Here is a 19,714-nt window from a genome sequence, read left to right as displayed (position 1 = left end):
CCCCGGGACAGGAGAGGGGACCCAGCAGAACCGTTTCCGGAAAGCCCCGGCAAAAGACCCGGGGCAGGACCCGCCACCCGACGCGCCCGCCTGCGACGATGGCCGCCTCCTTCAGGAAGGCGGCACCTCATGGACCGTCGGGCGGCCCTCGTCCCCCTCAGGTACGTCACTCTCCCCGGGCACGGCCCCGAGGACGTCGTCGCCGACCCCAGAGGGCGCGTACTGACGGGGGTGTCGGACGGGCGGATCCTGCGCGTCCACGGCCTCGACGACCCGCCCTCGGCCCGGGTCGAGCACGTCGCCGAGATCGGCGGCCGACCGCTCGGCCTCGAACTCCTCCCGGACGGCGACCTGTTGGTGTGCGACGCCGACGGCGCCGTACTGCGGATCGACCCCGAGGGCGGCACCGGGAACGTCCGCGTCCTCACCGAGTCGGCGGCGGGGGAGCGGCTGCGCTTCTGCAGCAACGTCGTCGCCCTGCCCGACGGCACGGTCTACTTCACCGTCTCCAGCCGGCTCCATCCCTTACGCGACTGGATGGGCGACCTCGTCCAACACACCGGAACAGGACGCCTGTTACGTCTCGCCCCGGATGAGAAGGAGGCCGAAGTCGTCCTGGATGGACTGCAGTTCGCCAACGGCCTGGCCCGCAGCGGCGACGACTCCTTCCTTGTCGTCGCCGAGACCGGCGCCCGCCGTCTCACCCGCTTCCACCTCACCGGCCCCCGAGCCGGACACGCCGAACCCTTCGTCGAGAACCTGCCGGGCTACCCGGACAACCTGTGGCGCGGCGCCCCCGACGGCCCGGTCTGGGTCGCCCTGGCCGGCCCGCGCATCCCACCCCTCGACCTCCTCCACCGCGCCGGGCCCGCCGTACGCCGCCGCGCCGCCCGACTCGCCCTGCGTGCCCCCTTCCGTCCCTCGGGCACGACCGGTGTCCTCGCGGTCGACGACGACGGCCGGATCGTCGAGCACCTCACCCGCCGCCGCTCCGGCTTCCGCATGGTCACCAGCGTCTGCGAGACCGGCGGCCGGCTGGTCCTGGGCAGCCTGCGGGAGCGCGGCCTCGCGGTCTGCGAGGCACCGGTGACCAAGGAGAACGGCGCCTAGGACGGCGCTACGCTGGTGCCCAGCCATGATCCACGGCCGGGCAGGAGACGTACGACATGACAGCGCCGGAGGCCGACAGCCTCCGTACCGGCGCCCCGCGCAGGACCACCGGGACGGACCAGCTCCCGGTGGTCGCCGTGGTGGCCGCGGGCGGCGGGATCGGCGCCGCCGCCCGCTACGCCGCCGCGCTGTGGTGGCCCACCCGGACCGGCGGCTTCCCGTGGACCACCTTCTGGGTGAACATCGTCGGCTGCGCGGTGATCGGCGTGTTCCTGGTGCTGATCACCGAGGTCCTGACCGTCCACCGGCTGGTGCGCCCGTTCTTCGGCACCGGCGTCCTCGGCGGCTTCACCACCTTCTCGACGTACGCCGTCGACATCCAGCGCCTCGCCGACGGGGGCCGTACCGCGACGGCCCTGGCCTATCTCGCCGCGACCCTGTGCGCGGCGCTCGCGGCGGTGTGGCTCGCGGCCACGGCGACCCGCCAGGTCTTCGCGAGGAGGCGACGATGACGAGACTGACCGGCGACGCCCTGCGCCTGACCGTGTTCATCGGCGAGAACGACACCTGGCACCGGCGGCCCCTCTCCACGGAGATCGTGCACCGCGCCCACGCGGCCGGACTCGCCGGGGCCAGCGTCTTCCACGGGATCGAGGGCTTCGGCGCGTCCTCGCGGATCCACACCTCCCGGCTGCTCTCGCTCAGCGAGGACCTGCCGGTCGCGATCGTGGTCGTGGACACCGAGGAGCGGATCCGGGCCTTCCTGCCGGAGCTCGACGAACTGGTGACGGAGGGACTCGTCGTCCTCGACGAGTGCCACGTCATCCAGTACACGGGCCGCGCCCCGAACCAGGCCGAACCGGACGCGAAGGGTAAGAAGTCGTTGTGAACTGGCTGGTGGTCGTCGGCGGCGGCATGATCGGCGCCCCGCTGCGCTATCTCACCGACCGCGCGGTGCAGTCCCGGCACGACTCGGTCTTCCCCTGGGGCACGTTCGCCGTCAACGTGGTCGGCTGTCTGGTCCTGGGCACCCTGACCGGCGCCGCCTCGGCCGGGCCCGACCTGCGGTTGTTCCTGGGTACCGGCCTGTGCGGGGCGCTGACGACGTACTCGACCTTCTCGTACGAGACGCTGCGGCTGACCGAGACCGGCGCGGGCCTCTACGCTGCCCTCAACGTCGTCGCGAGCGTGGTCGCGGGCCTCGCGGCGGCGTTCGGCGGGGTGGCCATAGGCCAGGCGGTGTGGCCGTGACGGGCCCACCGCACGCCCGTCCGGCGGGCGACCGCACCCCCGCCTGGTAGGACTGTCCACCGCAGTTGTCGCCTCACGCAGAACTGGATTCCATGAGCGCCATCTCCGTCGGTCAAGCCGTCGTTCTCGGAGCCGTCGAGGGAGTGACCGAGTTCCTCCCCGTCTCCTCCACCGGGCATCTGAAGATCACCGAGGGGCTGATGAACATCCCGGTCGACGACGACGCCGTAGTCGGCTTCTCGGCCGTCATCCAGGTCGGGGCCATCGCCGCCGTGCTGGTGTACTTCTTCAAGGACATCGTCCGGATCGTCTCCGCCTGGGGCCGCGGCCTGCGCGACAAGGAGGAACGGCACCACCACGACTACAAGTTCGCCTGGTGGGTGATCTACGCGACGATCCCGATCGTCGCCGTCGGCCTGGCCGCCAAGCCGCTCATCGAGGGGCCGCTGGCCTCGCTCTGGGTGGTCGCGGGCTCCCTGATCGTGGGCAGCGGGGTGATGTGGGCGGCCGACCAGATGGGCCGGCACAAGCGCGGCGAGGACGACACCTCGTTCAAGGACGCGATGCTGGTCGGCAGCTCCCAGATCCTCGCGCTGCTCTTCCCCGGCTTCTCCCGCTCCGGCGCCACCATGTCCACCGCGCTCATCCTCGACCTGGACCGGGTCGCCGCCACCCGGCTGTCGTTCTTCCTCGGCATCCCGGCCCTGACCGGCGCCGGTATCTACGAGCTCAAGGACGCGCTGGGCACCGGCGCGGGCGTCGCCCCGCTCGTCGTCGGCACGGCCGTCTCCTTCGTCGTGGCCTACGCCTCCATCTCCTGGCTGCTGAAGTTCGTCGCCAAGCACTCCTTCAACGCGTTCGTGATCTACCGGATCGTCGTCGGCCTGCTGCTCTTCGGGCTCCTGGCCACCGGCACGCTGAACGGCTGACCGCACCGCGCAGGCGGCGAGAAGTCCGAATGCAGACTTCCGCCGCCTGAATTTTTCATTTCACCTCCCTTGACAGCACCCGCACGTCACCCGGAACATCTCATTCGTGAACCTGTCAGACAGCCAGACAGGTGGTGGAGTACCGCGGCGCGTCAGCGCGATGGAAGCGGTGCTCGGCCACCTCCGCGGCGCCATCGAACGCGGCGACTACGCCGTCGGCGACAAGCTCCCCTCCGAGGCGGAGCTCTGCCGCACCCTCGAGGTGTCCCGGCCCGTGCTGCGGGAGGCGCTGCGCGCCCTGCAGACCATGGGCCTCACGGTCGCCAAGACCGGCAAGGGCACCTTCGTGATCGCGAACACCGTCGAGGACCCCACCTTCGGCGACTACGCGGCCAGCGATCTGCTGGAGGTGCGCCGTCACGTCGAGATCCCGGTCGCCGGGTACGCGGCACGGCGCCGCACCCCGGAGAACCTGGACCACCTGGCCCATCTGCTCGACCGCATGGAGCGGGAGACGGACACCACCGCGTGGGTCGCGATGGACACCCTCTTCCACCTGGCCGTCGCCGAGGCCGCCCAGAACCCGGTGTTCCGCCGGGTCATCGAGGAGATCCGTGACGCACTGGCGCGTCAGTCGGCCTTCCTCAACGAACTGGGCGGCCGTCGCGAGCAGTCCAACCGCGAGCACCGGGCCATCGTCGAGGCGCTGATCGACGGTTCCGCGCACGACGCGGTGGAGGCGATGAGCCACCACCTCGACCGCGTCGAGACGACTCTCACCGACATCGTGCGCGCCCCGCGCACGAGCACCCCCCTGGAAGGCGGACCCGAGGCGTGAGCGAACAGCACCTCAAAGACGAGACGCGCCCCTCGTCCCCCCACGTGGACGCCGGAGACCACGGCTACAGCAAGTCGCTGAAACACCGGCACGTCAACATGATCGCCATCGGCGGCGCCATCGGCACCGGCCTCTTCCTCGGCGCGGGCGGCCGCCTCGCCGACGCCGGGCCCTCCCTCTTCATCGCCTACGCCGTCTGCGGCGTCTTCGCCTTCCTGGTCGTACGCGCCCTCGGCGAACTCGTCCTGTACCGCCCCTCCTCCGGCGCCTTCGTGTCGTACGCCCGGGAGTTCCTCGGCGAGAAGGGCGCCTACACCGCGGGCTGGATGTACTTCCTGAACTGGGCCACCACCGGTATCGCCGACATCACCGCGGTGGCCACCTACACCCACTACTGGGGCATGTTCTCCGACATCCCGCAGTGGGTGATCGCGCTGATCGCCCTGGCCGTGGTCCTCACCGTGAACCTGATCTCGGTGAAGATCTTCGGCGAACTGGAGTTCTGGTTCGCCATCGTCAAGGTCAGCGCGCTGGTGATCTTCATGTGCATCGGCATCTTCCTGCTGGTCACCCAGCACCCCGTGGACGGTGCGAACCCCGGCCCGTCCCTGATCACCGACAACGGCGGCGTCTTCCCCAACGGCCTGCTGCCCATGCTGCTGATCATCCAGGGCGTCGTCTTCGCCTACGCGTCGGTCGAACTGGTCGGTGTCGCGGCGGGCGAGACCGAGAACCCCGAGCAGATCATGCCGAAGGCGATCAACTCGATCATGTGGCGCGTGGGCCTGTTCTACGTCGGCTCGGTGGTCCTGCTGTCGATGCTGCTGCCGTGGAACAAGTACACGTCCGGCGAGAGCCCCTTCGTGACGGTCCTGTCCAACATCGGCATCCCGGCGGCCGGCGGTGTGATGAACCTGGTGGTCCTGACGGCGGCGATGTCGTCGCTGAACTCCGGCCTGTACTCCACCGGCCGCATCCTGCGCTCCATGGCCGTCAACGGCTCCGCCCCGAAGTTCACCGCGAAGATGAGCCGCAGCCAGGTCCCGTACGGCGGAATCCTCCTCACCAGCGGTATGTGTGTCCTCGGCGTCGGCCTGAACTTCGTGGTCCCGGCGGACGCCTTCGAGATCGTCCTGAACTTCGCGGCGATCGGCATCCTCTCCACCTGGGGCATGATCATGATCTGTCACCTCCTCTTCTGGCAGAAGACCCAGAAGGGCGAGCTGACCCGCCCCGGCTACCAGCTCCCGGGCTCCCCCTGGACCGAGCTCGTGACGCTCGCCTTCCTCGCCTCGGTCCTCGTCCTCATGTACGCCGACGGCGGCGCCGGACGCACCACCGTGCTGTGCCTGCCGCTCATCGCCGGAGTGCTCGTCGCGGGCTGGTACGCCATCCGCCGCAACCTCGCGCGCACCTCCGCCAAGGCCGACGCGTGACCCCGGCGCCGACCCCCGACACCCCACCGACGATCCAGGCAGTGATGTACAGCAGTTCCCTCGCCGACGCCCCCACGATCCGTGAACCCCTCCACACGCCCGTCGCCCACCTCGTCCGCGACGGGGTGACCGAGGGCGTCCACTACGGCTCCGTCGTCGTCCTCCGCGCGGACGGCACGGTCGAACTCCAGCTCGGCGACATCGAGGCCGCCTTCTACCCGCGCTCGGCGCTCAAGCCCGTCCAGGCCGTCGCCATGCTGCGGGCGGGGCTGCCGCTCGACGGCGAACTGCTCTCGCTGGCCGCCGCCAGCCACTCCGGCGAGGAACGCCACCTCGCCGGGACCCGGCGGATCCTCGAGCTGGCCGGTCTCACGGAGGACGCCCTGCGCAACGTCGAGGACCTGCCGTACGACCCGGCGATCCGCGACGCGTGGATACGCGAGGGCCGCGCGCCCTCCCGCCTCGCGCAGAACTGCTCCGGCAAGCACGCGGCCATGCTGTACACCTGCAAGCTCAACGGCTGGTCCCTCGACGGCTACCTCGACCCGGAGCACCCGCTCCAGCAGGCGATCGCCGAGATCGTCGAGGACCTCACCGGACAGCGGATCGCCCGGGTCACCGTCGACGGGTGCGGCGCCCCGCTCTTCTCCGTCTCCCTGCACGGCCTCGCCCGGGCCGCCGCCCGCATCACCACGGCCGCCCCCGGCACCCCGGAGGCCCGGGTGGCGGACGCCATGCGCGACCACGCCGAGATGGCCTCCGGCGCCGGCCGGGACGTCGCCGCCCTGATGCGGGCCGTCCCCGGACTGCTCGCCAAGGACGGCTTCGAGGGCGTCGAGGTCGCGGCCCTGCCCGACGGGCGTGCCGTCGCCGTCAAGATCTCCGACGGTGCGAATCGGGCGCGTGTGCCGGTTGTTGCGGCGGCGCTTGGGCGGGTTGGCGTCGACCCGGCTCTCCTCGGGGAGTTCGCGGGGGAGCCGTTGCTCGGGGGCGGGCGGGTGGTTGGCTGCGTGCGGCCGGTGCGGGCGTTGGATCCGGTGACGGTGCCGGTCCGCACGTAGTGCTTTGTCTGCGGGCCGGCTGTGGCTGGTCGCGCAGTTCCCCGCGCCCCTCAAAAGAAGGGGCGTTGTCATCGCCGTAGCTCAGAAAGAGGCCCGAGCCCTCATGACCGCCCTTACCCGCCGTGAGCATGATCTGCTGGGTGACCGGGATGTTCCCGGTGGTGCGTACTGGGGTGTTCACACCCTGCGTGCCACCGAGAACTTTCCCATCACCGGTACGCCGATCTCCGCCTACCCGCATCTGATCGACGCCCTCGCCGCCGTCAAGGAGGCCGCCGCCCTCGCGAACCAGGAGCTCGGGCTGCTGGCGCCGGAGAAGGCCGCCGCGATCGTCGCCGCCTGCCGGGAGATCCGGGACGGCAGGCTGCACGACCAGTTCGTCGTCGACGTCATCCAGGGCGGTGCCGGCACCTCGACCAACATGAACGCCAACGAGGTCGTCGCCAACCGGGCGCTGGAACTGCTGGGGCACGAGAAGGGGCAGTACCGGTACCTGCACCCCAACGAGGACGTCAACCTCGGACAGTCCACCAACGACGTCTACCCGACCGCCGTCAAGATAGCGACGGTCTTCGCGGTCCGTGGACTGCTCAAGGCGATGGCCGTACTGCAGGACTCCTTCGCACGTAAGGCCGTCGAGTTCCGTGACGTGCTCAAGATGGGCCGTACACAGTTGCAGGACGCGGTGCCCATGACGCTCGGTCAGGAGTTCTCGGCCTATGCCGTCATGATTGACGAGGACCGCAACCGTCTTGACGAGGCCGTCCAGTTGATCCATGAGATCAACCTGGGTGCCACGGCCATCGGCACCGGCCTCAACGCCCCCGCCGGGTACGCCGAGTCCGCCCGCCGCCACCTCGCCGAGATCACCGGGCTGCCGCTGGTCACCGCCGCCAACCTGGTCGAGGCCACCCAGGACTGCGGCGCGTTCGTCCAGATGTCCGGCGTGCTCAAGCGCGTCGCCGTCAAGCTCAGCAAGAGCTGCAACGACCTGCGGCTGCTGTCCTCCGGTCCGCGCGCCGGACTCGGCGAGATCAACCTCCCGCCCGTGCAGGCCGGTTCGTCGATCATGCCCGGCAAGGTCAACCCGGTGATCCCCGAGGTCGTCAACCAGGTCGCCTTCGAGGTGATCGGCAACGACGTCACCATCACCATGGCCGCCGAGGCCGGACAGCTCCAGCTCAACGCGTTCGAGCCGATCATCCTGCACTCCCTGTCGGAGAGCATCACGCATCTGCGCGCCGCCTGCCTCACGCTCGCCGAGCGCTGCGTGGACGGCATCACCGCCAACACCGAGGCACTGCGCGCGACCGTCGAGAACTCCATCGGCCTGGTCACCGCCCTCAACCCGCACATCGGGTACACGGCGGCCACCGACATCGCCAAGGAGGCACTCGCCACGGGCCGCGGCGTGGCCGAACTCGTCCTGGAGAAGGGCCTGCTGCCCGCGGAGCGACTCGCCGACCTGCTGCGGCCGGAGGTGCTCGCGGGCAGCGGGTCCGCCCTGTCCTGACCTGCGATGACGCGCCAGGACCGGCGTGGAGGGACAATAGTGATCATGACAACGACGTCGTCCCGTTCCTTCCGGCCGGTCCTGGAGCACATAGCGGAAGAGATGGAACACACCCCCAGCCGGGGGCGTCCCGCCGACTACATCCCGGCCCTCGCGGCCCGCGACCCGCGCAGCTTCGGCATGGCCGTCGCCGAGCCGGACGGCACGGTGTACGGCGTGGGGGACTGGCGTGAGCCGTTCTCCACGCAGTCCATCACCAAGGTCTTCACCCTCGCCCTCGACCTGGCCCGCGAGGGCGACGCCCTCTGGGAGCACGTGGGCCGCGAACCCTCCGGCAATCCCTTCAACTCCCTGGTCCAGCTGGAGTACGAGAACGGCATCCCGCGAAACCCCTTCATCAACGCCGGTGCCCTGGTCGTCACCGACCGCCTGCACACCCGTACCGGGGACGCGGCGGGGGAACTCCTGGCCTTCCTGCGCGCCGAGAGCGGCAATCCCGCCCTGGACTTCGACCAGGAGGTCGCCGCCTCCGAGGCCGCGCACGGCGACCGCAACGCCGCCCTCGCCCATTTCATGGCGTCCTACGGCAACATCGACAACCCCGTGCCGGTCCTCGTCGACCAGTACTTCCGCCAGTGCTCGCTCACCGCGTCCTGCGCCGACCTCGCCCTCGCCACCGGCTTCCTCGCCCGGCACGGCATCCGTGCCGACGGCGCCCGGCTGCTCACCCGCAGCCAGTCCAAGCAGGTCAACGCGGTGATGCTGACCTGCGGGACATACGACGCGGCCGGCGAGTTCGCCTACCGGGTCGGCCTGCCCGGCAAGAGCGGCGTAGGCGGCGGCATCATCGCCGTCGTCCCCGGCCGCTGCACCCTGTGCGTGTGGAGCCCCGGACTCGACGAACGCGGCAACTCGGTCGCCGGGGTGGCCGCCCTGGAGCGCTTCACGACCCTGACCGGCGTCTCGGTGTTCTGAGCCACCGGCCGTAACCCCAAAACCCGTCGGTCCGACGGCGGGATCACACGCCGGTCACACACAGGCCCCCGTCCGGAGGACGGCGTGTCATATTCCGGCCACTCGGCGTTGACACGCTGAGGGAGTGTTGGCCATGGCTTTCCCCGTCGATCTCCGTCGCTGTCAGGTACTGGGCCTGGCCGGTACCTCCTGTCTCGCGCTGGGAGGTGAGAGTGCCGGAGCGCTCCCCGCCCGGGAGCTCCTGGCCCCGTCCTCGGTACACGCCGTGCTGGGGCTCGTCGGCGTGTACTTCGGCCTGGTGCTGCTGACCGCGGCCTGGATCCTTCTCGGGCGTCTGGTGCGCGGTTGTGAGCCGCCCACCCCGCGCGCGCTGATGCTGGTGCTCGCCGTCTGGGCGGCGCCGCTGCTCATCGCGCCGCCGCTGTTCAGCCGGGACGTCTACAGCTATCTCGCCCAGGGCGCCATGGTGGACGCCCACATCGACGTGTACGCGCACGGCCCGGCCCAGCTCGGCGGACCGCTCGCGGACGAGGTCGCCCCGCTGTGGCGGCACACCGGAGCACCGTACGGCCCGGTCTTCATGGCCGTCGCCGCCGCGCTGTCCGGGCTGACGCACGGCGAACTGCCCGCCGGGCTCATCGGGATGCGGCTGGTGGCCGTGTGCGGGGTCGCGCTGATGGCCGCCGCGCTGCCCCGGCTGGCCCGGCACAGCGGCGCCGACCCGGCCGCCGCGCTCTGGCTGGGCGTCCTCAACCCGCTGGTGCTGCTGCACCTGGTCGGCGGCGCCCACAACGACGCGATCATGCTCGGCCTGCTCGGGGCCGGCCTGGTCGCCGCGCTCGGCCGCCACCCGGTGCCGGCCACCGTGCTGGTCACTCTGGCCGCCCTGGTCAAGGCGCCCGCCGCGCTCGGGCTCCTGGCCATCCTCGTGCTCCAGCTGCGCGCGGGCCGCCGCCCGGTCCCGGCCGTCCTGACGACCGCCGCCGCCTGCGCGGCCACCACCGTCGCCGCGACCGCCCTCGCGGGCACCGGGTACGGCTGGATAGCCGCGCTCAACACCCCCGTCTCGTCGCAGAACTGGGCCCTCACCAGCCTGCTCGGCCGCGCCACCGGCGCCCTGCTGGAACACCTCGGCAGCGACCTGGCCCCGCTGGCCGTCCCCGCCTGGCATCTGTTCGGCCTCGCGCTCACCGCCGTCCTCCTCGTCGCCATATGGTGGCGGCTGCGCCCCCGGCCCGTGTACGCGCTCGGTCTGAGCCTCGCCACGGTCGCCGCGTTCGGCCCCGCCATCCGCCCCTGGTACGCCCTGTGGGGCCTGTTCCTCATAGCCGCCGCGGCCCCCAGCACCCATGTACGGCACCGCATGGCGGCGATGGCGGGCATCCTCGCCCTGGCCGTGCTGCCCGACGGCGGCCCCGCCGACATCGACCAACTGGTCCTGGCGGTGTCCGGCGGCGCGCTCGCGGTGGTCGTCCTGTGGCAGGCCCGCCTGGCCGCGCAGACCCCGGTCGCGGTGGGCCGTACGGCATGAGAAGACCCGAGACCGACCGTGGCCGCATCCTGCTGCTCGGCTGCCTCGCGGTGGCCGTCGCCGTCTTCACCGCGACGGTTCCGCTGCTGCGGGACTGGTTCGACCTGCGCGTCTACTACGGCACCGTCAACACCTGGATCCACCACGGCGGGCGCGTCTACGACTACCGGGTGCCGGGGACGCCGTACGGCTTCACCTACCCGCCGTTCGCGGCCGTCGCGATGCTGCCGATGGCGCTGGTCGGCCTGCGCACCGCGATCGCGGGCGCCCTGCTGCTCAACCTGGCCGCGCTCGCCGTCGTCGCCCGGGTCCTGGCCGGGCCGCGCTGGCGGCGGCACGGCTGGTACGGCGTCGGTCTGGCCGCCTGCGTGCTCGCGCTGTTCGAACCGCTGCGGGACACCTTCAGCTTCGGCCAGGTGAACCTGGTCCTGCTGGCCCTGGTGCTGACCGACTGCCTGCTGCTCGCGAACGGCCGGGGGCGCTGGGCCGGTGTGGGCATCGGTCTCGCGGCGGCGATCAAGCTCACGCCGGCGCTGTTCATCGGGCTGCTGCTGGTCGCCCGGAGATGGCGGGCCGCCGCCGTCGCCACCGCCGTCACGATCGTGGCCACGGCGTTCGCCGCCGTCGTCGCCCCGGACGCGTCCCGCTTCTACTGGACCGAGGCCATGTGGGACACGACCCGCGTCGGCCGGCTCGACTACGTCTCCAACCAGTCCCTCCAGGGCGTGCTGGCCCGGCTGGGCGTGGACAGCCACGCCGTGTGGGCGGTCGTGGTGGTCGTGACGCTGGGTGTGTGGGCCCGGCGGACCCGGGGCGCGGTGGCCGCGGGGGACTGGCAGGCGGCCTTCGCGCTCACGGGCGTCACCGCCTGCCTGGTCAGCCCCGTCACCTGGGTGCACCACCTGGTGTGGCTGCTGCCGTCCTTCGCCGTGCTGGTGCGCACCGGACACGCGCGTGTGGCGGGCGGTCTGTACGCGGTGCTGTGCACGAGCGTGGTGTGGCTGTGGTTCGACGACGCCTCAGGCGTCGACGGATTCCTCGGCAGCAACATCTACACCTGGGTCACCCTCGCCCTGCTGCTGTTCCTGCCGGTCGGTCACCTCCACGGCGAACGGCGCACCACGGCCGCGAGCACCAGCGCCACGAAGGCCGCGCCCAGCGCGGCGGCGCCCGCGATCCCCGTCGTCGCGAACCAGCCGGGGCCGGTGTCCTCCCCGGCCGAGGCGGCCGACGCGGACGAGGGAGTCGCGGGGGACGGGGAGGCGGGCACCGGCTCCGTGGCGGCTTCCGCCGTGGGCTGCGGACCGGGCCGGGGCCGGCCCCGCAGCGCGTCCAGCGAACCGACCGGATCGACCCGCCCGGCGGCCTCGAACCCCCAGTCGAGCAGTTCGCGTGCCTCCTCGTAGACCGTGAGGCCGCCGCCCGCCTGAGGGTTCATCACCGTCACCACGAGTGTGCGACCGCCGTGCCGGGCGGCGGCCACCAGCGTGTTGCCCGCGTGGGTGGTGTAGCCGTTCTTGACGCCGATCAGCCCCGGGTACGGCTCGACGCCGTCGTGCCCGGTCAGCAGCCGGTTGGTGTTCGCGATCCCGTACGACCGTCCTCCGCCGCCCGGGAACTCGGCCTCCGCCGTGGCGCAGTACCGGGCGAAGTCCGCGTTGCGCAGACCCTCCCGGCCGAACACCGCGAGATCGTAGGCGGAGGACACCTGGCCGGGCGCGTCGTAGCCGTCGGGGGAGCGGACATGGGTGTCCAGGGCGCCCAGTGTCCGCGCCCTCTCCTGCATCCCGGCGGTCGTCGCGCGCCAGCCGCCGTTGAGGGCGGCCAGCACGTGCACGGCGTCGTTGCCGGAGTTGAGGAACACCCCGCGCCACAGGTCGGCCACCGAGTACGTCCGCCCCTCCTCGACCCCGACGAGGCTGCTGCCGGGTCCGATGCCCGCGAGCTCCTCCTCGGACACCCGGTGCCGGAGGCCGCGGGGCAGGACCGGCAGCACGGTGAGGGCGAACAGGGTCTTCAGGGTGCTGGCCGGCGGCAGCCTGCGGTGGGCGTTGTACGCGGCGAGCACCTTGCCGGTCCGGGCGTCGGACACCAGCCACGACAGCGCCGAGACCTCCGGCACCTCGGGCGTGTCGCGGTGGGGCCTGACGCGGATACCGGCGCCGTACAGGAGGGACGGCCGCGGAGTCCGCGCCCGGGTGCCGCCGGGTGCGTCCGGATCCGCTCCGGAGGGGGAGGCGACCGCGGCGGGCCCCAGCGCCAGGACACCCACCATCGAGCACGCGCAGGCCGACACGGCGACCCGAGAGGAGAATCCGATCTTCATACGGTCAACGTAGGAACGAACCCCGGCATCCCCGTGCCGCCCGTGCCGAACACCGTCCCGCGTGCACTCGGATGCCGCACGTCGGGGCGGCTCGGGAGCGCCGCGTCACCCGGCCGGCAGGGTCGGCTGGACGCGCCGCAGGAAGGTCGCGTTGTCCGGGGTCTCGCGCATCCGCTGCAGGAGCGTCTCCAGGTTCGCCTGGCCGTCCCGGGGCTGGAGCGCCCGGCGCAGTCCGCGTACGGCGGTCGACTCGGCCGGGGAGAGCAGGAGTTCCTCGCGGCGGGTGCCGGAGGTGGTGATGTCGACGGCCGGGAAGACACGGCGGGACGCGGGCTCCCGGTCGAGGCGGAGTTCCATGTTGCCGGTGCCCTTCAGCTCCTCGAAGTAGAAGTCGTCGGCGCGGGAACCGGTTTCGACGAGGGCGGTGGCCAGGATGGTGAGCGAGCCGCCCTCCTCGGCGGCGCGCGCGGCCCCGAAGAACTTCTTGGGGCCGATCAGCGCGGTCGCGTCGACCCCGCCGCTCAGGGTGCGGCCACCGGCGGCGGCGGCGTTGTTGTGGGCCCGGCACAGCCGGGTCAGCGAGTCGAGGAGGATCACGACGTCCTCGCCCGCCTCGACGAGCCGCTTGGCGCGCTCGACGACGAGTTCGGCGAGGGCGATGTGCTGCTTGGGCGCCTGGTCGAAGGTCGAGGCGTACACCTCGCCGCGCACGGAGCGCCGCATGTCGGTGACCTCCTCGGGGCGCTCGTCGAGCAGCAGCACCATCAGCCGGGCGTCCGGGTGGTTGCCGGCGACGGCGGCGGCGTACTGCTGGAGCAGCACGGTCTTGCCCGTCTTGGGCGGCGCGACGATCAGGCCGCGCTGGCCCTTGCCGACGGGTGCGAGCAGGTCGGTGACCCGTCCGGCCAGACCGGCCGCCGGGTGTTCGAGACGGAGCCGCTCGTGGGGGTGCAGGGGAGTGAGGTCACGGAAGTGCCGCCGGCCCCGCAGCGCGTCGGGCGTACGGCCGTTGACCCGCGCGACCTCGGTCAGCGCGCGCTGGCTGCCGCGCACGCCTTCGACGAGGTCGCCCTTGCGCAGTCCGTGGCGGCGGATCAGCGCGGCCGGGACCTGGATGTCTGAGGGCGTGGGCAGGCAGTCGGCGCCCCGCAGGTGCCCCTTCCCGTTCGCGTCGATGTCGAGGACACCGGTGGCGATCCGGACCGGAGGCCGCTCCTGTACTGGTTGGTGTTCGAGAGTGGTGGTCATGGTGGTGGGTCCTTTCACGGACGGAAGACATGAGACATGCGAAGGAAGGGGGTGAAGACCGCGAGGGGAGGGCGCGGGGCGCACCTCGGCGGCGGGAAACAGCACCTGCGTGGGTGAAGCGCTGTGGGAAGGCCGTACGCCGACCGCGAGAAAGGGCGGTTGATTCGGCGAACCGGGGAGGAACTGGCACCGGTGCCCAGACGAGGGGCGTACACAAGTGCTACCGGCACTGTAGCACGCCGGTTGTGTCCGGTGGCGTCAACATGCTCCGACCGACGCTTATTCCGTGGGTTTCCGCGAGCGGGCAGAATCGGGCACCGCACGACGCCAACCCGCCCTCTGTCACCAGGAGTCACCGGTGGATGAACGGCTCGACGCACCTCATCGTCTCGCCCCGTCCGGCAGTTGCCCGCATGCCGTCAACGCGATGCTCCTCGCCCGGGGCGCCGTCGCCCCGGTCCTGCTGCCAGGGGAGGTGGAGGGGATGGCCGTACTCGGGCATCAGGCGCTCAAGGAGTTACTCTCCCACCCCGAAGTCGCCAAGAACGCACGGCACTTCACGGCCCTGCGTGAGGGCCGCATCGCGGAGGGGTGGCCGCTGATGACCTTCACGACCGTGGCCGGCATGACCACCGCCGACGGCGACGACCACCGCCGGCTGCGCTCCCTCGTCAGCAGCGCCTTCACCGCCCGCCGGGTGGAGGAACTCCGGCCCTGGGTCGAGGAGTTGACCGACACTCTGCTGGACCGCCTGGAGCGGGAGGCCGTCGACGGGGTGGCCGATCTGCGGCGCCACTTCGCGCTGCCCCTCCCGATGGGCGTCATCGGCGAACTGCTCGGTGTGGACGCCGGCTACCGCGACCGGCTGCACGGCCTCACCAGCGTGGTCGTGGCCACCGACACCGGACCCGAACAGGCCGTCGCCGCCAACCGTGAACTCGTCGCCGTGCTGAGCGAGATCGCCGCCGCCAAGGCCGAGCACCCCGGAGACGACCTCACCACCGCGCTGATCGCGGCGCGCGACGAGGGCGGCGACCGGCTCTCCCCGCAGGAACTCGTCGGCACCCTGCTCACGATGATCATCGCCGGGCACGAGACCACCCTCAACCTCATCACCAACGCCGTACGCGCCCTGTGCGGCCACCGCGACCAGCTCGACCTGGTACGGAAGGGGGAGGCGAACTGGGCGGACGTGGTCGAGGAGACCCTGCGGTGGGACGCGCCCGTCAGCTACTTCCCGTTCCGCTACCCGGTACGTGACCTGGTCCTCGACGGCACCACGATCCCGCGCGGCACCCCCGTGCTCGCCGGTTACTCCGCGGCCGGGCGCGACCCGGTCGCGTACGGCCCCGACGCCGACCTCTTCAAGGTGACCCGCACCGCCCGCAACCTCTCCCTCGGGCACGGGTCCCACTACTGCCTCGGCGCCCCGCTCGCCCGTCTGGAGGCCGGCACCGCCCTGGAGCGCCTCTTCACCCGCTTCCCCACCCTCGACCTCGCCGTCCCCGAGGCGGAGCTGACCCGGCACGCCGGCTTCGTGGGCAACAGCGTGCGGGCCCTCCCGGTAAGGCTCGGTCCGTCCGCCGCATACCAGCCATACGAACCCCCGATGGCCCCGCGCTGACACATTTCTTGTTCCGCCCAATTGCTCTCCCTACGCTGCCACCACCGCACTCCGGCGGCATGAACAAGGGGCTTGGGCAATCATGGGTCGACTGGACGGGAAAATCGCCTTCATCAGCGGCACCGGTGCCGGAATAGGACGGGCCGCGGCACAGCTGTTCGCCGCCGAGGGCGCCACCGTATTCGGTTGCGACATCGACGCGGACCGTGACGCGGAAACCGTCGCGCTGGTGGAGAAGGCCGGGGGAGTCATGCGCTCCCTCGCCCCCGTCGACCTGTCCACCGAAACCGGCGCCAAGGAATGGATCGACGCCGGAATCGCGGCCTTCGGCGGAATCGACATCCTCTACAACAACGCCTCGGCCCTGCGGAACGGGCCCTTCGACACCCAGCCCGTCGAGGACTGGTACTTCACCCTCCGCAACGAACTCGACATCCCCTACCTCTGCACCCGCGCCGCCTGGCCGCACCTGGTCGCGCGCGGGGGCGGCGCCGTCCTCAACGTCGCCTCGGTGGCCGCCGTACGCGGCGCGCCGTTCCTGCCGATGGTGCCGCACGGCGCCGCCAAGGGCGGGGTCCTGGCGATGAGCAAGCACCTGTGCGCGGCGGGTGCCCCGCACGGCATCCGGGTCAACACCATCGCCCCCGGTATGACCCGCACCTCCGCCACCGCGCCCTTCCTCGACGACCCCGAGGGCCCGAGGGCGCAGCTGGAGGCGCGGATCCCGGTCGGCCGGGTCGCCGAGCCGGAGGACATCGCCCGGGTCGCCGCCTTCCTCTGCTCGGACGAGGCCGCCTTCGTCAACGGCGCCAACCTCATGGTCGACGGCGGCGACAGCGCGATGGCGGGCTGAGCGGACATGACCGTGCGACTCGACCACGTGGGCGTCAACGTACGGGATCTGGCGGCCCAGACCGCCTGGTACAAGGCGGCGTTCGGGCTGGCGACCGTCTTCGAGTTCCGGCTCGACGGGCCCGGTCTCAGCGGCGTCGTCCTGGAGCATCCGCACGGCTGGCGCCTGGAACTGCTCGCCAGACCCGGCTCCGCCCCCGGCCTGCGGGCCCCCGACCCGGTCACCGCGGCCCTGACCGAGGGATACGGCCACTTCGCGGTCACCACCCCCGAACTCGACCCCGTCCACGCGGCCCTGGTGGCCCACGGAGCGGGCGAGGCCCTCGCCCCCGGACCGTCCCCCGAACCCGGAGTGCGCATGGCCTGGGTCACCGACCCCGAGGGAAATCTCATCGAACTCATAGAGCGACTAGAGCGACGGAGTACGGAATGACAAGCGTGCTGAAAAGACTCGACAGGGGAACACTCATAGCCTGCTGTCTGGCCGTAGCCGCCGCACAGCTGTGCATTACCGTCCCCTCTCCCATCAACGGGGAAATCCAGGCGGCATTCGGCGCCTCGGGTTCCCAGGTCGCCTGGGTCACCTTGGCGTTCATTCTGCCCACCGCAATTCTCGAGCTGAATTTCGGTGTGGTGGGCGACCTCTTCGGCCGCAAGCGGCTGCTGGTGCTCGGCGGAGTCGTCCTGGCGCTCGGTGAGCTCCTCAACGCCACCTCGCAGAACATCACCATGCTCTGGATCGGCCAGGCGCTGGCCGGCATCGGCGCCGCCGCGCTCTTCCCCAGCTCCCTCGCGGTGATCGCCGCCGCCACCCCCGTCGAGAAGGACCGCGCCAGGGCAGTCGCCATCTGGGCGCTGAGCATCTCCCTCGCCTCGGCCGCCGGCCCGCTCTCCTCGGGGATCCTCGCCACCGTCGCCGACTTCCGCTGGGCCTTCGTGCCCCCGGTCGTCCTCGGCCTCGTCGTCGCCGTCACCAGCCACTTCATGGTCACCGACTCCAAGGCGCCCGAGGGGCGCACCCTGGACTGGCCCGGCCAGATCACCGTCGCCGTCGGGCTCACCGCCCTGCTCTGGGGCATCATCGAGGGCGGTGAGCGGGGCTGGAGCAGCCCGGCCATCGTCGGCTCCCTCACCCTCGCCGCCGTCGCCCTGGTCGCCTTCGTGGTCGCCGAGAAGCGCTCCGCCTCACCCATGTTCAACCTCGACCTGCTGAGGATCCCGTCGTTCGCCGCGGCGGCGGTGGTCGCCCTGGCCGGCATGTTCGGCTTCATCGGCACCGCGTACTGCGTCTCCATCCGCCTCGGCGCCGTCATGCACCTCAGCGCCCTGCGGGCCGGTATGCCCTTCGTGATCCTCCAGCTCGTCCCGCTGCTCCTCGCCCCCGTCCTGAGCCGGATGCTCACCCGCGTCGAACCCCGCTGGCTCCTCATGGGCGGCCTGCTGCCGATGGCCGCCGGTCAGTTCTGGATCGCCGCCCTGCCCATCACCACCACCTCCCTCGCCGCGTTCATCGGCCCGGTGCTGCTGCTCGGCATCGGCTTCATCTGCGTCGTCTCCTCGCTCACCTCCGCAGCCGTGAACGCCGTACCGCTGAACATGACCGGCATGGCCAGCGGCGCGACCAGCCTGGTGCGCGAGTTCGGGCAGGGCCTCGGCCCCGCCGTCATCAGCACCGTCGCGATGAGCGCCGCGTCCGCCGCGCTGGCCGGCAAGCTCAGCGGCGCCGACGCCGGTATGGAGGCCGCGGCCGGACCGCTCGCCGTCGTCAACGCCGGCAGCGACAGCGCCCGCGCCGCCGCCCAGACCGCCCTCGGCCACGGCATGGCGATCGGCGTGGTGATCTGCGGCTGCGCCTCCCTGCTCGGCGCGCTGGTCACGCTGCTGCTGGTGCGCAAGAACACGGCCCGGGTGACGGTGGACGCACCGGTGCAGACCGCCGCCGCCTGACCCGTCGTACAGCGCGATCCATCGAAGAGGCCGGGCGGAAAGCCCGGCCTGTTCGAGGTTTACCGCAGATGTCCCCAGAGAGTAACGATCCGTGACGACCAGGGACTTGAGCGCCATCTGTGGATTATCTTCACGCCATGTCCACGCCGCCTGAGCCTCCGCAGCAGCCGTCCGACGCTCCGGCCCAGCCGAGCGCCTACCCCTATCCGCATCCCCAGTCCCCGCCGGCCTCCGGCGGGCCGATGGGCTTCCCGCCCGCCGCGCCCCCGACGCAGGCCGGCCAGCAGAGCGTCTACGCCCAGCCGACCCTCGTCGGCCAGCAGGGCGGCCCCCCGCAGGCCAATCCGTACGCCCAGCAGGGCGCACCCCAGCAGGTCAACCCGTATGTCCAGCAGGGCCCGTACCCCGTGGTCGGCCCACCGCCCACCGGTAGAGGCGGCGGAGCGGGCAAAGCCGTCCTGTGGGCCGCCGTCGGCGCGCTGGTGGCCTCCGCGGGCTGGGCGGCCGGTGTCTTCCTGCTCGGCGGGTTCGGCACCGACCCGGACCTGCGCGGCTACTCGGCGCCGGCGAACCTGTGCAACACGGCCGACTACTCGTCCTTCAAGGACGAGTACCCGGACACCGACGGCTCCCCGACGCACAACACCCTCGAGGACGACGCCCTCGACCAGGGCTACTGCAGCATCAGCCTGAAGAAAACCTCGTCGACCTACGCCGACGCCTACCTCTCCAGCCAGCTCGACCTGCACAAGAAGACCGACCCCGGGCCCGAGTTCACGGCCACGTGGAAGAACTACGACGACAGCCACACGGGCTACGACGTGGACACCGTGACGGGCATCGGCGACGAGGCCTACCTCGTCAGCGACGACACCACCGGGAGCTCCAGCAGCGGCTCGCTCTACGCCACGCTGGCCGTACGCGACGGCTGGGTGACGTACACCATGACCTACAGCGCCTATCTCTCCTCGTACGACACGGACGAGGACCCGCCGAAGCTGGACGAGGTCAGCGACTGGCTGAAGACGGACGCCAAGTCGACCCTGGACGACCTCAGGGACTGAGAGCGGGCG

18 protein-coding genes and 1 pseudogene are annotated in these 19,714 nt (G+C 71.5%); 17 read left to right on the top strand and 2 right to left on the bottom strand.

Annotated elements, in window-relative coordinates; translation table 11 throughout:
- Positions 1-129: 129 nt before the first annotated feature.
- The 12 genes from ACFPIH_RS33620 to ACFPIH_RS33565 all read left to right on the top strand — a co-directional run bounded on the left by ACFPIH_RS33620 (position 130) and on the right by ACFPIH_RS33565 (position 12,050).
- Positions 130-1,110, top strand: a complete 981-nt coding sequence (locus tag ACFPIH_RS33620; RefSeq protein ID WP_381166828.1) for an SMP-30/gluconolactonase/LRE family protein — start codon at positions 130-132, stop codon at positions 1,108-1,110.
- Positions 1,111-1,166: 56 nt separating this feature from the next.
- Complete coding sequence (gene crcB / locus ACFPIH_RS33615; RefSeq protein ID WP_381166826.1) at positions 1,167-1,622, top strand: fluoride efflux transporter CrcB; 456 nt, start codon at positions 1,167-1,169, stop codon at positions 1,620-1,622.
- Positions 1,619-1,999 carry a DUF190 domain-containing protein gene (locus ACFPIH_RS33610; RefSeq protein WP_381166824.1) on the top strand — a complete coding sequence of 127 codons (381 nt, stop codon included), beginning with the start codon at positions 1,619-1,621 and terminating at the stop codon, positions 1,997-1,999. The genes crcB (ACFPIH_RS33615) and ACFPIH_RS33610 overlap by 4 nt, the downstream gene beginning before the upstream one ends.
- Complete coding sequence (gene crcB / locus ACFPIH_RS33605) at positions 1,996-2,361, top strand: fluoride efflux transporter CrcB (RefSeq protein ID WP_381166822.1); 366 nt, start codon at positions 1,996-1,998, stop codon at positions 2,359-2,361. Before ACFPIH_RS33610 ends, crcB (ACFPIH_RS33605) begins: the two co-directional genes overlap by 4 nt.
- Positions 2,362-2,453: 92 nt before the next feature.
- Positions 2,454-3,290: an undecaprenyl-diphosphate phosphatase gene (locus ACFPIH_RS33600; protein WP_381166820.1), complete on the top strand. Its 837-nt coding sequence runs from the start codon at positions 2,454-2,456 to the stop codon at positions 3,288-3,290.
- Between the two features lie 160 nt (positions 3,291-3,450).
- Positions 3,451-4,128, top strand: coding sequence for a FadR/GntR family transcriptional regulator (locus ACFPIH_RS33595; protein WP_381167516.1), 678 nt, complete (start codon positions 3,451-3,453; stop codon positions 4,126-4,128).
- Complete coding sequence (locus ACFPIH_RS33590; protein WP_381166818.1) at positions 4,125-5,564, top strand: amino acid permease; 1,440 nt, start codon at positions 4,125-4,127, stop codon at positions 5,562-5,564. The genes ACFPIH_RS33595 and ACFPIH_RS33590 overlap by 4 nt, the downstream gene beginning before the upstream one ends.
- Positions 5,565-5,608: 44 nt before the next feature.
- Positions 5,609-6,625, top strand: a complete 1,017-nt coding sequence (locus ACFPIH_RS33585) for an asparaginase (protein WP_381166816.1) — start codon at positions 5,609-5,611, stop codon at positions 6,623-6,625.
- Between the two features lie 103 nt (positions 6,626-6,728).
- Positions 6,729-8,138, top strand: a complete 1,410-nt coding sequence (gene aspA, locus ACFPIH_RS33580) for an aspartate ammonia-lyase (protein ID WP_381166814.1) — start codon at positions 6,729-6,731, stop codon at positions 8,136-8,138.
- A 45-nt stretch (positions 8,139-8,183) separates the two neighbouring features.
- Positions 8,184-9,113 (top strand): glutaminase, encoded by a 930-nt coding sequence (locus tag ACFPIH_RS33575; RefSeq protein ID WP_381166812.1) that lies wholly within the window; start codon positions 8,184-8,186, stop codon positions 9,111-9,113.
- 133 nt (positions 9,114-9,246) lie between these two features.
- Positions 9,247-10,644: a polyprenol phosphomannose-dependent alpha 1,6 mannosyltransferase MptB gene (mptB, locus tag ACFPIH_RS33570; RefSeq protein ID WP_381166810.1), complete on the top strand. Its 1,398-nt coding sequence runs from the start codon at positions 9,247-9,249 to the stop codon at positions 10,642-10,644.
- Positions 10,641-12,050: a glycosyltransferase 87 family protein gene (locus tag ACFPIH_RS33565; RefSeq protein ID WP_381166808.1), complete on the top strand. Its 1,410-nt coding sequence runs from the start codon at positions 10,641-10,643 to the stop codon at positions 12,048-12,050. The genes mptB and ACFPIH_RS33565 overlap by 4 nt, the downstream gene beginning before the upstream one ends.
- Positions 12,051-12,133: 83 nt before the next feature.
- Here the strand turns inward: ACFPIH_RS33565 and ACFPIH_RS33560 are convergent.
- Both ACFPIH_RS33560 and rho read right to left on the bottom strand, forming a co-directional pair.
- Positions 12,134-12,919, bottom strand: a pseudogene (locus ACFPIH_RS33560) (D-alanyl-D-alanine carboxypeptidase family protein); the annotation flags it as partial.
- A gap of 156 nt (positions 12,920-13,075) precedes the next feature.
- The gene (gene rho, locus ACFPIH_RS33555) at positions 13,076-14,218 is read right to left on the bottom strand and encodes a transcription termination factor Rho (RefSeq protein ID WP_381166806.1); all 1,143 of its coding nucleotides are present in this window, start codon (positions 14,216-14,218) and stop codon (positions 13,076-13,078) included.
- A gap of 427 nt (positions 14,219-14,645) precedes the next feature.
- Here rho and ACFPIH_RS33550 point away from each other — a divergent pair, with 427 nt between their 5' ends.
- The 5 genes from ACFPIH_RS33550 to ACFPIH_RS33530 all read left to right on the top strand — a co-directional run bounded on the left by ACFPIH_RS33550 (position 14,646) and on the right by ACFPIH_RS33530 (position 19,705).
- Positions 14,646-15,842, top strand: a complete 1,197-nt coding sequence (locus ACFPIH_RS33550; protein WP_381167514.1) for a cytochrome P450 family protein — start codon at positions 14,646-14,648, stop codon at positions 15,840-15,842.
- Positions 15,843-15,924: 82 nt separating this feature from the next.
- The gene (locus ACFPIH_RS33545) at positions 15,925-16,695 is read left to right on the top strand and encodes an SDR family NAD(P)-dependent oxidoreductase (RefSeq protein ID WP_381166804.1); all 771 of its coding nucleotides are present in this window, start codon (positions 15,925-15,927) and stop codon (positions 16,693-16,695) included.
- A gap of 6 nt (positions 16,696-16,701) precedes the next feature.
- The gene (locus ACFPIH_RS33540) at positions 16,702-17,127 is read left to right on the top strand and encodes a VOC family protein (protein ID WP_381166802.1); all 426 of its coding nucleotides are present in this window, start codon (positions 16,702-16,704) and stop codon (positions 17,125-17,127) included.
- Complete coding sequence (locus ACFPIH_RS33535; RefSeq protein ID WP_381166800.1) at positions 17,124-18,641, top strand: MFS transporter; 1,518 nt, start codon at positions 17,124-17,126, stop codon at positions 18,639-18,641. Before ACFPIH_RS33540 ends, ACFPIH_RS33535 begins: the two co-directional genes overlap by 4 nt.
- A 137-nt stretch (positions 18,642-18,778) precedes the next feature.
- Positions 18,779-19,705, top strand: coding sequence for a hypothetical protein (locus ACFPIH_RS33530; RefSeq protein WP_381166798.1), 927 nt, complete (start codon positions 18,779-18,781; stop codon positions 19,703-19,705).
- Positions 19,706-19,714 lie beyond the last annotated feature (9 nt).

It is taken from the genome of Streptomyces vulcanius (assembly GCF_042653945.1).
In the GTDB taxonomy this organism is placed as follows: domain Bacteria; phylum Actinomycetota; class Actinomycetes; order Streptomycetales; family Streptomycetaceae; genus Streptomyces; species Streptomyces mangrovi.
Note: the sequence above shows the minus strand (reverse complement) of the source record. Positions and strands in the feature narration are given on the sequence as shown.

What these genes read in the sequence shown, in the direction of transcription:
- ACFPIH_RS33620 (WP_381166828.1), top strand. Translation starts at nt 130, where the DNA reads ATGGACCGTCGGGCGGCCCTCGTCCCCCTCAGGTACGTCACTCTCCCC.
- crcB (WP_381166826.1), top strand. Translation starts at nt 1,167, where the DNA reads ATGACAGCGCCGGAGGCCGACAGCCTCCGTACCGGCGCCCCGCGCAGG.
- ACFPIH_RS33610 (WP_381166824.1), top strand. Translation starts at nt 1,619, where the DNA reads ATGACGAGACTGACCGGCGACGCCCTGCGCCTGACCGTGTTCATCGGC.
- ACFPIH_RS33600 (WP_381166820.1), top strand. Translation starts at nt 2,454, where the DNA reads ATGAGCGCCATCTCCGTCGGTCAAGCCGTCGTTCTCGGAGCCGTCGAG.
- ACFPIH_RS33595 (WP_381167516.1), top strand. Translation starts at nt 3,451, where the DNA reads ATGGAAGCGGTGCTCGGCCACCTCCGCGGCGCCATCGAACGCGGCGAC.
- ACFPIH_RS33585 (WP_381166816.1), top strand. Translation starts at nt 5,609, where the DNA reads ATGTACAGCAGTTCCCTCGCCGACGCCCCCACGATCCGTGAACCCCTC.
- aspA (WP_381166814.1), top strand. Translation starts at nt 6,729, where the DNA reads ATGACCGCCCTTACCCGCCGTGAGCATGATCTGCTGGGTGACCGGGAT.
- ACFPIH_RS33575 (WP_381166812.1), top strand. Translation starts at nt 8,184, where the DNA reads ATGACAACGACGTCGTCCCGTTCCTTCCGGCCGGTCCTGGAGCACATA.
- mptB (WP_381166810.1), top strand. Translation starts at nt 9,247, where the DNA reads ATGGCTTTCCCCGTCGATCTCCGTCGCTGTCAGGTACTGGGCCTGGCC.
- ACFPIH_RS33565 (WP_381166808.1), top strand. Translation starts at nt 10,641, where the DNA reads ATGAGAAGACCCGAGACCGACCGTGGCCGCATCCTGCTGCTCGGCTGC.
- rho (WP_381166806.1), bottom strand. Translation starts at nt 14,218, where the DNA reads ATGACCACCACTCTCGAACACCAACCAGTACAGGAGCGGCCTCCGGTC.
- ACFPIH_RS33550 (WP_381167514.1), top strand. Translation starts at nt 14,646, where the DNA reads ATGCTCCTCGCCCGGGGCGCCGTCGCCCCGGTCCTGCTGCCAGGGGAG.
- ACFPIH_RS33545 (WP_381166804.1), top strand. Translation starts at nt 15,925, where the DNA reads ATGGGTCGACTGGACGGGAAAATCGCCTTCATCAGCGGCACCGGTGCC.
- ACFPIH_RS33540 (WP_381166802.1), top strand. Translation starts at nt 16,702, where the DNA reads ATGACCGTGCGACTCGACCACGTGGGCGTCAACGTACGGGATCTGGCG.
- ACFPIH_RS33535 (WP_381166800.1), top strand. Translation starts at nt 17,124, where the DNA reads ATGACAAGCGTGCTGAAAAGACTCGACAGGGGAACACTCATAGCCTGC.
- ACFPIH_RS33530 (WP_381166798.1), top strand. Translation starts at nt 18,779, where the DNA reads ATGTCCACGCCGCCTGAGCCTCCGCAGCAGCCGTCCGACGCTCCGGCC.